This window comes from Prosthecobacter sp. Pr1 (assembly GCF_057652315.1).
In genome coordinates this window covers 80,763-95,184 of the sequence record NZ_JBYFBS010000023.1, presented here as the reverse complement: position 1 = coordinate 95,184, position 14,422 = coordinate 80,763, and the positions used below count along the sequence as shown (strand labels likewise).

The following is a 14,422-nucleotide window of genomic DNA, read 5'->3' as shown; positions in this document are numbered from 1 at the left end:
TCCGGGCAATGTGACAAGATTTTTGAGAGTTGGTCCAGGCCCGGGCACCAGGCTCGCAGTCGCAACCCCCGGCGGCAGCACCGGCCGGATCATTTCACGGATGCGCATGAGCAGTTTCGCATGCGCCTCAAGCTCCTGGCGGCGCACCTTCGGCACGCCGTCCCACCAGCCTTCCTCCTCGGCGCTGCTGCGCAGGCGGCGGTAGCGTTCCAGACATTCCTCCAAGGCATGCCATTCACGGCTGACCGCCTTGTCATCACGGCTGGCGTTCCCAGGTTGAAGCTGGTCGTTGAGCAGATTGATCGCGGCGCCCGCACCGGTCAGCGCATCAGACATGCTCCCGCCTTCACGCAGTCCATACGCCATGGCGTTTTGAGAGAGCTCATCGATGGCAGCCCGTGCGGCTTCAGTCGACTGCGTGCGCGAGGCGATGTGAAAGTACAGAATCTCATACAACGTCGCATCCCCCGGATCGAGCTGGTAGGCGAAACGCAGCCGCACGTCTGCGGCGGCATGCAGATATTGCTGATGGGCATTCGAAAGTGGCACGGTGCTGGAACGCCGCGTGCGGCTCTTTTCGAGACGGGAGAGCGCATCCACCCCCGCCTGCAGCCATGATGTCTCGCTCGGCGTTTGCGCGGGTGGCACCGGTGCCGGCATGCCTCTGCGGGAAAATCGCCCCGGCGGTGGTGGCAGCGGCGGTGCCCCGGCGCCCGCCTGCGGACTCGCAGCCGGCGCGGCGCTCTCACCCCCATGCCAGTAGCTGTAGAGCGAGTCGCGTATCAAACGCGCCGCCAGACTCCCATACGCGCTTCCTGGCAGCGCAAACGCGGGTGGAGTTGCCGTGGCATGCAAGGCCGTCCGCGAGCAGGACAACGAATGGCCGCCCAACCAGAGACCGCCTGCGGCAGTCAGCGTCAGGAGCGTGTGCGAAAGAGACATAACCCAGAGATGGAGATGGCGGCGCCCTGCAGGCCGAGCGTGCCTGCCGCACCGGCAAAGTCCGCGAACGGCAGCGGACCCATTTTAAACACCAGCCGTGGCGTCAGATCGGCCAGATGATAATGCGGCAGCGCCAGCCAGAACGACTGCAGCACTCCCGAATCCGCGCCACCCAGCAGCGGGGCCAGCCACGCAGCGCCAAACAAGCCCATCAGCAGCAGCCCGGTGGGCACCAGAAACGCAATGACCTCTGCCGTGCGTGTGCCCAGCGCCACCGCCAGCAGGCACAGCGGCGCTGCGCACAGACTGTAGAGCAGGCCATATTGAAACACGAGTGTCGTCCACATGCGCGCCTCTTCAGGCCGCTTTGGCAAAGTCCACGTCAGACAAAAGACCACCGCGATCAGCACCACCGCCAGCATCCAGACCCAGATCGCAGCGCTGAGCTGCAGACACTGGCTGATGCGCCCGGTGCCTCCGGCATGCAGATGCTCCAGCATGCCTTCGCGCCGCATGCGGTGCCCGAGCGCCGAGGCTTGAAACGGCAGCCAGGTGAAGAGCGCGATCCAGGCATAAAACCAGGCCGCCTGCGCACGTGCGGGCTGTAGAATTTGCGGGTTTTCCTCCCACGGCGTCAGCAGCGGCGCGATCCAGATAAACAGGCCCGCTCCCAGCAGCAGCAGCCAGCAGCTGCCCCGCCCCATGAGTCCGGCAAAGCTGAGGCGAAACAAGGGCCAGACGCGCAGGGAGCTCATGATTGCAAAGTGCGGTAGGTTTCCATCCAGGTGCTGCCGCTGCGGCTCGTGGCATGCCGCAGCTGCCCCCCGGCAATGGTCAGCAGCGAGTCCGCTTCACGCACGCACTCCAGTTCATGCATGATGACGAGGCGCAGCGTTTGCGTGCCTGCCGTGGCCCAGAGCTGCGTCACCTGCTCGCGCGTTTCGGCATCCAGGCCTGTGAGAGGCTCATCCATGAGCAGCACGCTGGTTTCACTCTGCGCTGCCTTCACCTCGGCCAGAATCAGCAGCACCTTCTGGCGGTTGCCCCGGGAAAGCTTGCCGATGGGCGTGGTCAGATTCAGCCGCAGCGTATCGGCCAGCTTTTCCGCAGCGACGAGTGATGCGCCCGTGAACCAGGCACGGAAAAACGTGCGCGCTTTCATCTCTGGATCGACCCGCAGCTCATCCGCGAAGTAATGCACCTGCGCCTCGGTCGTTACCCGGCCTTGCAATGCCGGAGACAACCCGGCAAGCGTTCGCAGCAAGGTCGTTTTGCCCGAGCCGTTCGGTGCCACCAGCAGGTGCAGCCCCATGCCGGCGCGGATGTCGCCGCCCACTTCCACCAGGCTGCGCGCCGCCCTCTTCCACGGCAGGCCGGTGTGGTAGCCGAAGCGGGTTCCGCTGGGGATGTGTAGAAGAGTTTCGGTGGCCATAAGGCAGGAAGATACTTTCACTGCCCGGCATCCCAAAGTCCATCACTTCCACTCGATGAAGGGTCATATACCGACGAGCCCAGCATGAGAAGCGGCGGCATGACGGTGTGATCGACAGACAGAGCCTCATCGTTCAGACTGACCAAGGCTGGCATCGTGGTCCAACCCTGTGGCAGATAGAGTTGCAACTGATCGGTGGCCACCCCTGCAATGTCAGCGGTGGGATGATCGGAGAGATAGGCGCGCTGGGCGGCAAAGACCGCCTGGAGTGACACTGAGGCATCCTTGCCACGTTGCCAGTCTCGCACGGCAGCAATGTTCATGCCTGCAAAGGTGGCCAGCCCCAGCAGCAGTCCGATCACAAGGCTGATCTCGATGAGTGTGAAGCCGCCATTGTGGCGCGCAGGACGGGTATGGAGGTTCATCATGCTTCAGGTTCGGGGTTTGAGGATCTGCGCCACTTCCGCCTTGGGAATGATTTTCACGGCACCCTGGCGAACATTGAGCATGGCGGTTGGCACCGTGGCCTCGGCAGGTGATGCAGGCAGCTTCTTCGTGAACTCCGCAGGCAACGTGGCGCGACGATGAATGAACAAAATACGCGCACGGTCCGGATTCGCACCAGGAGCAGCCGCCGCCTGCTGTGACGACACCGGTTTGATCAATGCGGACGCGGCTTTGACCGGAGCCGGAGCGGCCATGCCAGGGATGGGCCGGGGAACGAGCTTCTGCGGATCAGCCGCCAGGACCGCCGTGGAAGCGAGCAGCAGGGGAAAAAACAAGGAGCGTGTTTTCATAAGGGTGGGTTGAGTTCACATGTTGCCCGACTGCATCATGCGCGGCCCCATCAGGAAGATGGGCAGCATGGAGCCGGTGAAGACGAAGCCGATGAGCACCACGGCCATGGCCAGGGTGATGAAATTGATGACCTGGGTGAAATCCGCCATGGTCGCCGCGGTGTCCTCCTCGTAGATGTCACGCAGCAGCTCGAGCTGCTGTGGCAGGGAGGCCGAACGCTCGCCGATGCCGATCATGTGGATGACCTGCGGATCCAGCGTGGTGTTGCGCTTCAGCGCCTCGGCAAACGGCACGCCGGAGGACTCATAGATCTGCGAGGCCTTGACGAAGTCCGGATACATCGGCGTGCCCCGCAGCACCCGCGCGGACAATGCGGAGGCGCGGGCGAGATTGATGCCATTGGCATACAGCATCTGCAGCGTTCCGATGTAGGCGCTCTGGCGCAGGCCCATGACCAGCTTCGTCAGCAGCCGCCAGTATTTCATGAAGAAGAGCAGCAGCTTCTGCCTGAAGGCCTCCGAGCGAAACAGGGCGGTGATGAAGCTCACCAGCGCGATCACAAAGAAAGGCCACGTGTGCTGCACCACATGGCTCACCGAAAAGATAAACACCGAAATCTGATCCGGCTCCTGGCGCACGCTTTTCAATGTCTCCTCCACCTGGGACACGACAAAAATCTGCGAATAAATGAAGAGGCCGATCTGAAACAGCACCACCAACGACGGCACCAGCAGCGCCGTGCGCAGCTTGCTGGCAAACATGAGCTCAATCTTGATCCGGCGCGCAAGGGAGGCGAACGCCTCACTGAGTTGTCCGGCATCCGCACCGGCCTCGATGATCGTGATGATGGTGCCGTCAAACGTCTGCTCCTTGGCAAAGGCGATGTGAACCGGCATCCCGGCTTCAAGCCGGTTGCGAATGTTCATCAGCGACGATTGCAGCTCCGGATCAGGCAGCCCCTGCGAGTAGTACAGCAGCGCGTCTGCCGTGCTGATGTTCGCCTTCAGCATGGAGGCGAGGCCGCGGAAGAGCTTGATGAGCTCTTTGCGGGAGACGGGCTTCCTGGACTTTTCACTCTTCGGCGTGCCGGCGAGGGACTTGATCAGGGCCACTCGGAAGCCAGGCTTGCTGACAAGCAGCGCGGCCTGCTCGCGGTTCGGCGCCTCGCACTCGATCACCTTGGAGATCTCGGGCCGCTTGATGTTGCGCAGGGTGACTTGGAAGGCGTTCATGGCTCAGGTTTCGTAGGTGAGATCCAGCACCTTTTTCAGCGCATCAAGGTCGGTTCTGCCCTCGGCCATCAGCTTCAGGCCATTGTCGCGCAGCGATGGCAGCCCCGACTCCCGGCGCACTTCCGCCTCCAGTTCATAGGGCGTGATCTCCCCCTTGGCCAGCTTGTCCCCGAGCTTCGGACTGATGGGCAAAATCTCCAGGATCGCGGTGCGCCCGGAGTAACCACGTCCAAGACACTCTGCGCAGCCTTCCTTGTGATGCTTGAACATCGGGCGCTTTGCCCAGGACGAATCGAGATGAAACAGCCGGATCTCACGTTCCGACACACCTTCGATGCTCTCCTTGCAACTCGGGCACAGCAGCTTGACCAGCCGCTGCGCACAGGCCGCCTTCAGCGTCTGCGCAATCTTCCAGCGCTCCATGCCGAGCTGCTGAAAGCGCTCAATGATCTGCGAAGCGCGTGGCGTATGAATCGTGGTCAGCACCTTGTGGCCCGTGATGGCGGCCTCAATGGCCAGCTCTGCCGATTCACGATCACGCACCTCACCCATGAGGATGATGTCTGGATCGGAGCGCATGAAGCTGGCGATCATCGGTTTGAACTCGGTCGAGTCGCGCAGGTCGCAGTGCGTCACGCCGGGAATCTCGTCTTCAACCGGATTCTCCAGCGTCAGGATGTTGTCCTCCGGGTGGTTCAGCTCCCGCAGCATCGCGTTCAGCGTGGTCGATTTGCCGGAACCGGTGGGACCAGACATCACGATGATGCCGGAGGGCACCGACATGGCTTTGTCGAGCTCAAACAAGGTCTCCTCATCAAAGGCCAGCGTACCCATGCCGAGCCGTGCCTCCAGATGCGTCTTGTCCAGCAGACGCATGGTGACGTGATAGCCCCGGTACGTGCGGTGCCGCTCATAGCGCACCCCGACGGCGCGTCCGTAGTAGCTGGCGGTGAAGCGGCCCGAAATGCCCGGACGCTTGCTGCGCTCCTCCGGTGCGAGGCGCATGAGATTAAGCAGAAACGCATCCACCCGGTCACGCAGCTTCACCGGCATTTCGAACCGCACCCCAAGCGCCCCATCGACGCGGAAACAGTACTGGAAGCTGGTTTTCTCCGTCTTGATGTGGATGTCCGAAGCGTGCTGTTTGATCGCATCACTCACCATGCTCGCCACCAGCTGGGCGATCGGCTCATCGTATTGACGCGTGACATCAAAGTCCGGCGTTTCGTTGGAGAACTCCTCCACTTCCACCGCCTCGAGTTCCGCACGGCTTGGTCCCGAGGAACTGGAGGATCCCTCGATCATGGAGGACACCTCGGAGGCGAGCGTGACCACCTTCAACACTTCATCCTCCGGGAAACGCGCCGCACAGTAATCATCCGCCCGGTAGTCCCACGGATTCGCGACTGCCAGCAGCACCTGCTGCGCGTTGCGCCGCAGCGGCACGAACATGCCACGTGACATCACCACGGGATCACAGTGGCCGATAAACTCCGCATCCGCCATCTCCCGCACCTGGGGAAAGGCCGGCAGCCCCGCAGCACGACCGACGGCGCCCAGCATGCGCGTTTTCGACGTGCGGCGCACCAGCGCTTCATCCGTTTGACCATCCTGACTGCCCGTGGCCGCCCGCAGCTGGCTGATGATCAGCCGCTGGATCGTGTGATTGAACTCGATGCCGAGATTCAGATTCATGTGGCAAAATGTCGCTGCATGAGCAACTGCCATGCAGGCAGGTCGGTGAAGAAGCTGAAGACGAACGGCGCATCACCTTCAGACGTACGGTTCAATTCCTGGCTGATCCAGAACGACGCCGCCAGAGCTGAAACAGGATTGAGCGAGGTGACATGAACGATGCTCGTCTCTCCTGCCAGCGTCGCAGGACAACCAAGCGCCATGCACACCGGGCGCAGGACCGGACAGTGCTCATACAATGCCGAGGCCCGGCCCGACAAGGGACCGAAACTCCAGCAATGCACCCGGTCGTTCAGGCTGTTGCGCAGCAGCCTCTGCATCCGCGCCAGTTCGCCCTCGGCCGTCAGCGCATGCTTTTGCGCCTGGTATTCTGCGGCGAATTCCAGGAAGTCGGGCATGAAGCCGGACGCCGCACCGAGCTTCTCGCCATAGGCGGCCAGCAAGGGCGCGGATTCACTCTCCACCAGATAATCACCCTGCTGGAGGTACATAACCGTGGTTCCCGCGATACGATCAAGCACCGGACGCATGCTGTTGCGGTCCGTCTTAGCCGGGAACTGCAGGTTAGGAAGAGGGGCTGACATGAAAATCTGCGTGATCGATGGCGCTCACGGGGCCGGAGAGGGACTCCGAACACCGTCCGCGATTTACTGGCTGGGGGACTTTTTCGAGAACAGACGCTTGAACCACGACTGCTTCGGCGCAGGCGGCGGCTCGCCCCCCCGGGTTTTGACCGTGGGCAGGTTTTGATACCAGGTGGTCGGCGGCAGGTCGAGGTTGGTGTCCTGAATGTCATCCGGCTGCATGCCGGACAGCTCACGCACGTGCCAGTTCGCTTCAGCCATGCCTGCACCCGCACGCGAGGCATCATACACATGCGGAGTGATGATGAAGACCAGGCTGACCTGTTCGAGCTTCTTGGTGTTCGAGCTGAACAGCTTGCCTACCAGCGGAATGGTGCTCAGCACGGGCACCTTGTTGTTCCCCTCGCTGTTGCTGTAGTCATAGAAGCCGCCAAGAAACAGCGACTGTCCCGCCGGAATGCGGCTGATGGCCTCGACCGTGGACTCGCTCACCCGTGGAAACATATTGTTGCCACGACCTGCGATGAGTTCGACAATCTTTGCCACCCGCGGACGCAGCTTCATGCGCACCGTGCCATCAGGCAGCAGCGTGGGCGTCACCGACAGCGTGACACCGATCTCGCGGTTCTTCTCCGGCTCCTCGGTCGCGCTCGGATCTTCTTTGTCAATCTTGTAGCGCACCACATCGGTCACGTTCTGGCCCGCCGCAGTGTTGGTGATGTTGGACGTGATGACAGGGTAGCGGTCCACGATGGAAATCAGACCCTGCTCGTTGTCCTCGGTGATGATGCTGGGGCAGGCCTCCTGCGTGACGACGTTGGCATTCACCAGTGCGCGCAGAATGGCCTGCACCTGCATGTTATCGAACACGAGCCCCCCCCCCTGCTGGTTGACCTGATTGATCGTGTCCACCGGCGCGGACACGCTGCCGGTCCGCGTCACCGTGCTGACGTCTGGCAGGTTGAAAAGCGCGTTCAGACTCTGGTGCGCGGTCAGGTTGGTGCCGGTGTCCCCCAGTGCCCGGCTCCAGTCCACCCCCACCTGGCGGCCTTGGTCGCGCTTGATGCGCAGCACCCGGACGTTGACCAAGATCTGCGGCTTGGCCTTGTCGATTCCTTCCAGCAGCTTGCGCACCCGTTCGAGCTTGATGCTGTTGTCGCTGACGAGCAGCGTGTTCGTTTTCTCTTCAAACTCGATCTGTCCGATGTCGCGCGTGAGCATGGGGCGGATGATGGCCTTCAGCTTCTCGAAGTCGGACTGAACCACGCCCGGGGCTGCGGCTGCTTTAGCACCACCTTCCTCATCACTGCCCTGCGCGGCTGGGGCGGATATGCTGCGGTTGAGCGGAGCCCCCCGCAGGTACTTCAGCGCGTAGCTCATCACCTCCACCGGGAGCTTCGCCATCTGGGCCTCGTTCATGAGCCTGACACTGGAACGCTGCTGATGCAGCGTGAGACCAAAATTGACCGCCAGCTCCTCCATCTGCTGCAGCGGGTTGTCCGTACGGAGATGCCCGGTGATGCTGAACTGCGGATCGTTCAGTTCATTGTTGTAAAAATACTGCAGGCCGGCGCTGTGCGCGAGGTATTGGAACACCTCGTTGATCGGAGCGTTGTCAATCCAGTATCCGTCGTCCGAATGCTGCGGCGGCTTGGGCAGACTGTTGAAACGTGAGGAGACGTCCACCGTGGCGGCCGGCAGGGTTTGCAACGGTTGCACCTGCGGTGCCGGCACCGCCTCCTGGGCGGTGAGCGCAAAGCTCGCACCCAGGCTCGCCAGAGAAAAGATCTGCAACATGCATCGGCTCATGGTTTCGTGGGTTTCGTGGGTTTCGTGGGTTGTGTGGCTTGTGTGGGTTCCATCGGCGTCATCCGGCCCTCCATCTGGGAGGCGATTTTTTGCAACGGCTCGATGCTGAGATGCGGAAGGATGTCGTGCTTGAGCACCCCTGACTCATCGCGTTGAATATCGCGGAAATGCAGTTGCGTGGCGCCCACTTCCATGACTTGCGCCTGAAAAACTTCCCCCTTGTACGCCAGCTCGATCACGTCGCCTTCCGCCGCACGGCGGCCGCCAATAAGAAACTCTTTGCGCTGCAGATTCACACCGTTGATCTTCAGCGTCTGCAGCACCTGGTTCAGCGTGATTTTGGGCGTCGCACGATACACATCCTCGGTAATCACGGGGGCGTCATCCTCGCGGGGAAAGGTGGACAGACCAAAGGGGTCCATGTTGCGCTGACGCACGCCAATTTTCTTCGCCAGTGCCTCGATCTCCTCCGCCTTCGGCAGCAGCTCCGATCGTGGCAGCCAGCTCGCAGTGCCATTGCCGATGAACAACGGCGCGCGTTTGGCCACCGCAGCTTTGGTCTGCGCCGAGGCCTCGGCGGCTCCAAACAGCATGACAATGAACAGAATGTGTCTCATTTCTTCTCCTCCGCCGCCTTCCAGCAGGTATGCGTCATTTCCATCACCAGAAACTCACGCTGGTTCAGCAGCTGGTCGGTCTTGCGGGTGATCTTCAGTTCCTCCAGCACGGCCTGCGGCATGAGCGACTCCACCTGCAGCAGCGCCTCCTGCATCGGCCCCAGCCCCCCTTGAAAACTGCTCTTCACACGGGCCAGATCAGTCTTGACCTGGCGCCCGAGGCGGCCACGGTCGAGCGGGAATACCAGTCCGCTGCGCTCCAGTTCGATCTCCTTGTACTTCGGCAGCAGCGTGTCCAAAATTCGGGTGAAAAGATGGCCGGGATCCGCCTTCAGCAGCGCTTTCTGATCCTGAAAAGTCTTGCGCTTGGGCGCCAGCACCTCCTCCAGCTTCTTCATCGCGGCGAGGCGCTGCGTCTGCTCCTTGTAGAGTTCCGCTTTCTCCGCACGCACCGCACCCAGCTTGCTGACACCGGCGATCACCCCGCCTAGCAGCAGGCAGTTGAACATCGCGGGCATGATCAAGCCGTAACGAAGGATGGGACGGGTATAGGCGCTCATGGGATGACTCAGAAGGGTTTGTCCAGCGGGAGGGAAAGCGTGTCTTTGTCCGTCAGGCTCTGGGTAATCGTGGCCTCAAAACTGAATGGAAATGCCAGCGACGGATCACGTGCAAGGTCGCCTGCGGATGCCTGCGGATTGAAGCGCGCGTTGCGCCCCTGGGTCAGTGCGATCGTCATCTGGCGGGTTGGCCCTGGCCGGCATGCCTCATCTCCGGTAACCTCGGCCACCCGTTCGAAGAAGGCGCTCAAACCACGCTGACTGTTCAACGTGCTGAGCAGCTGCAGCGCCTTCGATTTGACCAGCCCCTTGAAGATCCAGGTCCGCTCCATGCCGGTGAATTCGGGTTTGGCCCCTTTGCCTGCAGCCACCGGAGCGCGGGACGCCTCAGTATTGTAAACAAAGCTGTCCAGTCTCACCCCCGAATCCTCTGGGAACAGCTGCAGAAGAAACTCGACCGTCACCCAGCCGCGCGAGCGCGGCTGCAGCAGTCGGGTGACGATGTCGATCTCCTTTTTCTCTTGCAGCAGCTTCGTATGCTTGTCCTGCGTCAGCTTCATCTGATAGGGCGTGAGCTCCCAGGAAGGGTGGTTCATCGCAGCAAATAACGACCAGGTGCCGTACCCGCCGGTGCCGATCACGGAAAAGACCAGCAGGTAGATGAACCATGATGAAAAGCGCAGCACGCGCAGATCACGCAGATTTGGATACAGCTGATCCAGCCGTGCCGTGTCCATGAAGCTCTGCCTCGCCCAGCCTCTCCACAACGAACGGAAGCTCTCCGTCCGGGCCAGCGGCGTGTTCCCGCCGCTCACCTGCTCGACTGCCGCAGTGTCATAGATCAAAAACTCAGGTCGATTCCCAGGCACCTCTTTCAGCGCCGGATGCTCTTCAAGATTCAGCAGTTCAAACTGGATCGGCTGACGGCTGATGGCGTACATCTCCAGTTCCTGCGCAACCGACTGCAGCGCCCGCGACTGGGTGGAAACGACCAGCACCTTGGGCACCGCCAGTTCGGCGCCCAGCGCCATGTTCCACAGGATGTCCCCAAAGCCCGTCGGCACCTGGGAGCCGCCACGGTGGCTGAGACTCCGCACCGTGCAGAGTTCGCCCTGGGGACTGATGGCAAAAACGGCGGTAAATTTCAAAAAACTGACCGCCACCAGGCAGCCTCCTTCCAAGTTCGATTTCAGCAGCGGCAGCGCCGCCAGCGTTTCCACCGGGGCGCAGGTCACCGCCACGCGCACAGGTATCCGTAAATCCTCTGCGCAGTCCAGCAGCTTCAGCAGGAACGCCTCCCGGGTGCGGGACAGCGACACGGCGGTACAGCGTGCCTGCCCCGGGGCCGAGCCCCAAAATGGCAGCAGCCGCCAGGTGTTTGCCTCCACCGAAACCTCGCGGTCAGCCAGCACCTCCCGCGGATCATCGACTAAATTGTAGCGCAGGATCTGAAAGTCATCCCCCGTCTCGCTGGTCACTTCTCCCGCTTGGGCGATCTCAGCCAGCCCAAACTCATCTGCGACGTGCAAAATCACCCCAAGGGCCTTCGGCTTCTCCTGAAAGTAAGCGGCAGACATCAGCTCACCGAGAATCTCACCCACCCCTTCTCCGGTCGTCAGATTGGCCAGCGGCAGCGTCGGACCCGGCCGCCAGCTCTGATGTTGCTTGGAAAACACGGCGGAGCATACCTCGCGACCGCCATCAAACCACAGATGCCACTGCCACGGCAGTTCCTCCGGCATCCGATACCAGTGACTGTCCGCGCCCCGGCTCGTCTTCGACGCCACTGTGCGCGCCTGACGATAGATGTCAGATGCTTTGAGTTCACAGGGATCAGTGATGGTGAGCATGGAGCGGACAGGCTGGTGATCGGATGCAGGAGAGCTGGACTTGCTTACCAGTCGGTTGTGTCGGTGGCCGCCAGGACGTGAGTCGAGGTCGCTCCGGTGCCTGCAAAATCGCAGTTGCCGTACGGGGTGCCGACCGTTGGAACAGTGCCCAGCCATGTGTAGGCGCCGCCGGAAGGACAGACCGGCGCATTCTCCATCAGGAGACCGGCACCAAAGACATCAGCCTGTGCCAAAGCCGCTCCGACGTTCAGGTTTTGCATGTTGGCGGCGGATCGCACCGCCTTCTGAACGGCGGCGAGCTGCATCTTGCATTTGGCCTTGTCAGCTCCCTGCCGGTAGCTGCCTAAGCCGAGGAAAACCACAGCGATCAATCCCAGGAGGAGAGCGATCACGAGGCTGATTTCAATGAGAGTCATCCCGGAACGATTGAAGCGTTGGGAGAGACGACGGTTTACTGCGGTGTGTGTGTTGATTTTCATTGCTTTAGTGTTGCCAAGGAAGGCATTTCTATAATACCCATAAACATCATACGGTATAAAATTAAATGCTTCGTGTTTTGACTAATTCTATCTAAATGAATACTTAGCCTCATCAGCTGGATCCGGGGCAGAGTCGCTTCTTTGTTTTCTCAACAAACCCGGCGCGCCCTATCAGCCTGTTGATAAACCTTCGCTGATAGGCGGGCTAAGTATCCCTTATGTTTGGGCAACGCAAAGCCATGCCACAACAAGGGGAACTCTGGAGGTTCTTCGCGACTTTTAATGGGTGAGAGGGAGCTGTAAAATGAGGGATGAGCACATCACCGAGCCTCAATGACCACTACAGCCTGCTTTTGGGACTCGACAAGCACTGGGAGGTCGAGCGGGTAGATTTGCAACTGGCAGCCAAGCAGGTGCGCATTGATCTGCGGCATGTCCGTGGTGCTGCGCTTACTTGTCCGCAGTGTCAGAACGCCTGCGTCATGTTCGACCACGCCCCCGAGCGTGAGTGGCGGCATCTCGACACCATGCAGTTTGAGACCGTGCTGCGTGCACGGGTGCCGCGCTGCCAGTGCAAGGACTGCGGCGTCAAAACCATCGCCGTGCCATGGGCCGGGAAGCACTCGCCCTTCACCTGGATGTTCGAGGCCTTTGCGGTGGCGGTGCTGCAAAGCGCGGCCAGCACCCAGGAGGCCTGCGCCCTGCTGGACATAGGCTGGGAGGCGGCCCAGCGACTCATGGAGCGCGCCGTGGCAGGGAGTGGCCTCTGGACTGACGCGATCAGTCCAGAGGTGCTATTCGTTCGTATACTGGAGCATTTTTAAATTCTGACGCAGCCAATCAGAAGACTGTGACAAGTGCGATGTACACTGTCCGTTGGTCTGGGGTGATCGGGCAGCGCTGGCCGACAGACAGGAGTGTCTGTCGTACTCAAATCCCTTTATGCCAGCTTGTAGCAGTCGGCCCACTCGGCGCGTGGGGGCGGGCCTGCGAGGCGTGCGTTGGCGGCGTCGTTGTTGATGAAGCGCTTGGTCTTCGGATCGAACTGAAGATCGACGTTCAGATACTCGGCGATGGTGCCCAGATTGAGCACCTGGGTGAGCACGCCGGCGACGCTGAATGGGGACTCGGTTTTGCCATTGCCCATGCAGGCCTGGATGAAGCTCTGGAAGTGATTGTGCTTCGGCGGATGGAGGGCCATGGCGTCCTTGAACTCCACCATCTTGGCGCGTGGATACACGATGGAATGGCGGTCATGGGAGCCGCGCTGCACGAGGTAGTCGCCCTGTTTCCGATGCAGAAGGGAGCCGGTGTTGCCGGGATTTGGAATGACGATTTTGCCGTCCGCGTCTGGATCGCCGAACTTCTCAGCGATTTCGATCTTGGTGTCGCCGCCTGCTTTCCAGTGCAGTTCCACGGCTGGCATTTTTTCGCCGCGCTCAGGGAACTCAAAACGAATGTCCGAGCTCAGCGGGTAGCTGATCTGGTTGTAGTCGGCGAGCGCCAGGGGCGTGATGCGTGTGGGCAGGCCGAGCTTCAGATGGTCATGGACGAAATCGATGATGTGCGCGCCCCAGTCGCCAAACATGCCACCTCCATAGAGGTGGAATCCGCGCCAGTTGAAGGGGTGATACATCTTGCTGAATGGCTTCACCTCCTGCGGACCGCACCAGAGATCCCAGCTCTTGAGGGACTCGGGCATGGGCTCCTCGGGCGGATAGCCTTTGATGAGTGCGCGCTCGGCGGCGTTCATGAACCACAGCGAAGGCGACTTCCATGCGTCGATCTTCACGATGTCATCGACGATTCCTGCCGCGAGCATCTGCTTGAACTGGTCCGCACCGGCGGAGGTGTGGCCCTGGTTGCCCATCTGCGTGACCACTTTGAACTTCTGCTCCGCGCGCATGAGGATGGCCGCCTCCTCAAAGGTGTGCGTGAGCGGCTTCTCCACATACACATGCTTGCCCAGTGCCATGGCGTGAATGGCGGCGGTGAAGTGGGTGTGGTCTGGGGTGACCACGCTGACGGCGTCGATGTCTTTGCCCATCTTGTCGAGCATCTCGCGGAAGTCGTGAAAGCGCTTCACGTCCGGGAAGGCCTGCAGGTTCTTCTCCAGGCCCTTGGCGGTGACGAAATCGACGTCTGTGAATGCCACGGGGGTGGCTGCGCCTCCTTCGGTGAGCCCGGGGATGACGCTGCCTGCGCGTCCGCCGATGCCGATGCAGCCCAGATTGATGCGCTGGCTCGGCGGCAGCTTCGGATTGTCCGCAGCGCGTGCGCTGGTCAGGTAAGCAGGCAGGAAATTGAAACCCAATCCAGCGGCGACGGATTGTTTGACGAAACTGCGGCGAGTTGGGGCGGGGGAATTTTCAGGTGTGTTCATGGTTTGGAAATGTGGCTTCACTGTAACTAAGAATGTAGAGG

General features: G+C 61.1%; 14 protein-coding genes and 1 pseudogene. 1 reads left to right on the top strand and 14 read right to left on the bottom strand.

Translation table 11 applies throughout. The annotated features are described in order from the left end of the window. From AC24GY_RS26110 to AC24GY_RS26050, 13 genes and pseudogenes are all read right to left on the bottom strand, one after another. Window positions 1–942, bottom strand: a pseudogene (locus AC24GY_RS26110) (hypothetical protein); the annotation flags it as partial. After that, window positions 918–1,697, bottom strand: coding sequence for an ABC transporter permease (locus AC24GY_RS26105; RefSeq protein WP_487689056.1), 780 nt, complete (start codon window positions 1,695–1,697; stop codon window positions 918–920). The gene AC24GY_RS26105 and the pseudogene AC24GY_RS26110, both read right to left, overlap by 25 nt. Beyond that, window positions 1,694–2,374, bottom strand: a complete 681-nt coding sequence (locus tag AC24GY_RS26100) for an ABC transporter ATP-binding protein (RefSeq protein WP_487689054.1) — start codon at window positions 2,372–2,374, stop codon at window positions 1,694–1,696. The genes AC24GY_RS26105 and AC24GY_RS26100 overlap by 4 nt, the downstream gene beginning before the upstream one ends. Window positions 2,375–2,391: 17 nt before the next feature. Next, window positions 2,392–2,802 (bottom strand): type II secretion system protein, encoded by a 411-nt coding sequence (locus AC24GY_RS26095; protein WP_487689052.1) that lies wholly within the window; start codon window positions 2,800–2,802, stop codon window positions 2,392–2,394. Window positions 2,803–2,805: 3 nt separating this feature from the next. Further along, a complete protein-coding gene (locus tag AC24GY_RS26090; protein ID WP_487689050.1) occupies window positions 2,806–3,171 on the bottom strand; it encodes a hypothetical protein in 366 nt (121 codons plus the stop codon). A gap of 15 nt (window positions 3,172–3,186) precedes the next feature. Further along, window positions 3,187–4,404 carry a type II secretion system F family protein gene (locus AC24GY_RS26085; protein ID WP_487689048.1) on the bottom strand — a complete coding sequence of 406 codons (1,218 nt, stop codon included), beginning with the start codon at window positions 4,402–4,404 and terminating at the stop codon, window positions 3,187–3,189. Between the two features lie 3 nt (window positions 4,405–4,407). Continuing rightward, complete coding sequence (locus AC24GY_RS26080; RefSeq protein WP_487689046.1) at window positions 4,408–6,099, bottom strand: GspE/PulE family protein; 1,692 nt, start codon at window positions 6,097–6,099, stop codon at window positions 4,408–4,410. After that, on the bottom strand, window positions 6,096–6,629 hold the full coding sequence (locus AC24GY_RS26075) for a hypothetical protein (protein WP_487689044.1): 534 nt from the start codon (window positions 6,627–6,629) through the stop codon (window positions 6,096–6,098). Before AC24GY_RS26075 ends, AC24GY_RS26080 begins: the two co-directional genes overlap by 4 nt. Before the next feature lie 117 nt (window positions 6,630–6,746). After that, on the bottom strand, window positions 6,747–8,480 hold the full coding sequence (locus AC24GY_RS26070; protein ID WP_487689042.1) for a type II secretion system protein GspD: 1,734 nt from the start codon (window positions 8,478–8,480) through the stop codon (window positions 6,747–6,749). 8 nt (window positions 8,481–8,488) lie between these two features. Beyond that, window positions 8,489–9,109, bottom strand: coding sequence for a hypothetical protein (locus tag AC24GY_RS26065; RefSeq protein ID WP_487689040.1), 621 nt, complete (start codon window positions 9,107–9,109; stop codon window positions 8,489–8,491). Beyond that, a complete protein-coding gene (locus AC24GY_RS26060; RefSeq protein WP_461525138.1) occupies window positions 9,106–9,669 on the bottom strand; it encodes a hypothetical protein in 564 nt (187 codons plus the stop codon). The genes AC24GY_RS26065 and AC24GY_RS26060 overlap by 4 nt, the downstream gene beginning before the upstream one ends. Window positions 9,670–9,677: 8 nt before the next feature. Beyond that, window positions 9,678–11,519, bottom strand: coding sequence for a hypothetical protein (locus AC24GY_RS26055; protein WP_487689038.1), 1,842 nt, complete (start codon window positions 11,517–11,519; stop codon window positions 9,678–9,680). A gap of 44 nt (window positions 11,520–11,563) precedes the next feature. Then, on the bottom strand, window positions 11,564–11,998 hold the full coding sequence (locus AC24GY_RS26050; RefSeq protein ID WP_487689036.1) for a type II secretion system protein: 435 nt from the start codon (window positions 11,996–11,998) through the stop codon (window positions 11,564–11,566). Window positions 11,999–12,309: 311 nt separating this feature from the next. Between AC24GY_RS26050 and AC24GY_RS26045 the strand changes: the two genes are divergently transcribed. Further along, window positions 12,310–12,822, top strand: coding sequence for a transposase family protein (locus tag AC24GY_RS26045; RefSeq protein WP_487689034.1), 513 nt, complete (start codon window positions 12,310–12,312; stop codon window positions 12,820–12,822). A 116-nt stretch (window positions 12,823–12,938) separates the two neighbouring features. Here the strand turns inward: AC24GY_RS26045 and AC24GY_RS26040 are convergent, their stop codons facing one another. Further along, a complete protein-coding gene (locus tag AC24GY_RS26040; protein WP_487689032.1) occupies window positions 12,939–14,381 on the bottom strand; it encodes a Gfo/Idh/MocA family oxidoreductase in 1,443 nt (480 codons plus the stop codon). Between the last annotated feature and the right edge of the window lie 41 nt (window positions 14,382–14,422).

Bases quoted from the DNA above. Each gene is read 5' to 3' on its own strand.
- AC24GY_RS26090 (WP_487689050.1), bottom strand. From the start codon at position 3,171: ATGAAAACACGCTCCTTGTTTTTTCCCCTGCTGCTCGCTTCCACGGCG.
- AC24GY_RS26045 (WP_487689034.1), top strand. From the start codon at position 12,310: ATGAGCACATCACCGAGCCTCAATGACCACTACAGCCTGCTTTTGGGA.
- AC24GY_RS26070 (WP_487689042.1), bottom strand. From the start codon at position 8,480: ATGTTGCAGATCTTTTCTCTGGCGAGCCTGGGTGCGAGCTTTGCGCTC.
- AC24GY_RS26065 (WP_487689040.1), bottom strand. From the start codon at position 9,109: ATGAGACACATTCTGTTCATTGTCATGCTGTTTGGAGCCGCCGAGGCC.
- AC24GY_RS26100 (WP_487689054.1), bottom strand. From the start codon at position 2,374: ATGGCCACCGAAACTCTTCTACACATCCCCAGCGGAACCCGCTTCGGC.
- AC24GY_RS26080 (WP_487689046.1), bottom strand. From the start codon at position 6,099: ATGAATCTGAATCTCGGCATCGAGTTCAATCACACGATCCAGCGGCTG.
- AC24GY_RS26105 (WP_487689056.1), bottom strand. From the start codon at position 1,697: ATGAGCTCCCTGCGCGTCTGGCCCTTGTTTCGCCTCAGCTTTGCCGGA.
- AC24GY_RS26060 (WP_461525138.1), bottom strand. From the start codon at position 9,669: ATGAGCGCCTATACCCGTCCCATCCTTCGTTACGGCTTGATCATGCCC.
- AC24GY_RS26040 (WP_487689032.1), bottom strand. From the start codon at position 14,381: ATGAACACACCTGAAAATTCCCCCGCCCCAACTCGCCGCAGTTTCGTC.
- AC24GY_RS26050 (WP_487689036.1), bottom strand. From the start codon at position 11,998: ATGAAAATCAACACACACACCGCAGTAAACCGTCGTCTCTCCCAACGC.
- AC24GY_RS26075 (WP_487689044.1), bottom strand. From the start codon at position 6,629: ATGCGTCCGGTGCTTGATCGTATCGCGGGAACCACGGTTATGTACCTC.
- AC24GY_RS26085 (WP_487689048.1), bottom strand. From the start codon at position 4,404: ATGAACGCCTTCCAAGTCACCCTGCGCAACATCAAGCGGCCCGAGATC.
- AC24GY_RS26055 (WP_487689038.1), bottom strand. From the start codon at position 11,519: ATGCTCACCATCACTGATCCCTGTGAACTCAAAGCATCTGACATCTAT.
- AC24GY_RS26095 (WP_487689052.1), bottom strand. From the start codon at position 2,802: ATGATGAACCTCCATACCCGTCCTGCGCGCCACAATGGCGGCTTCACA.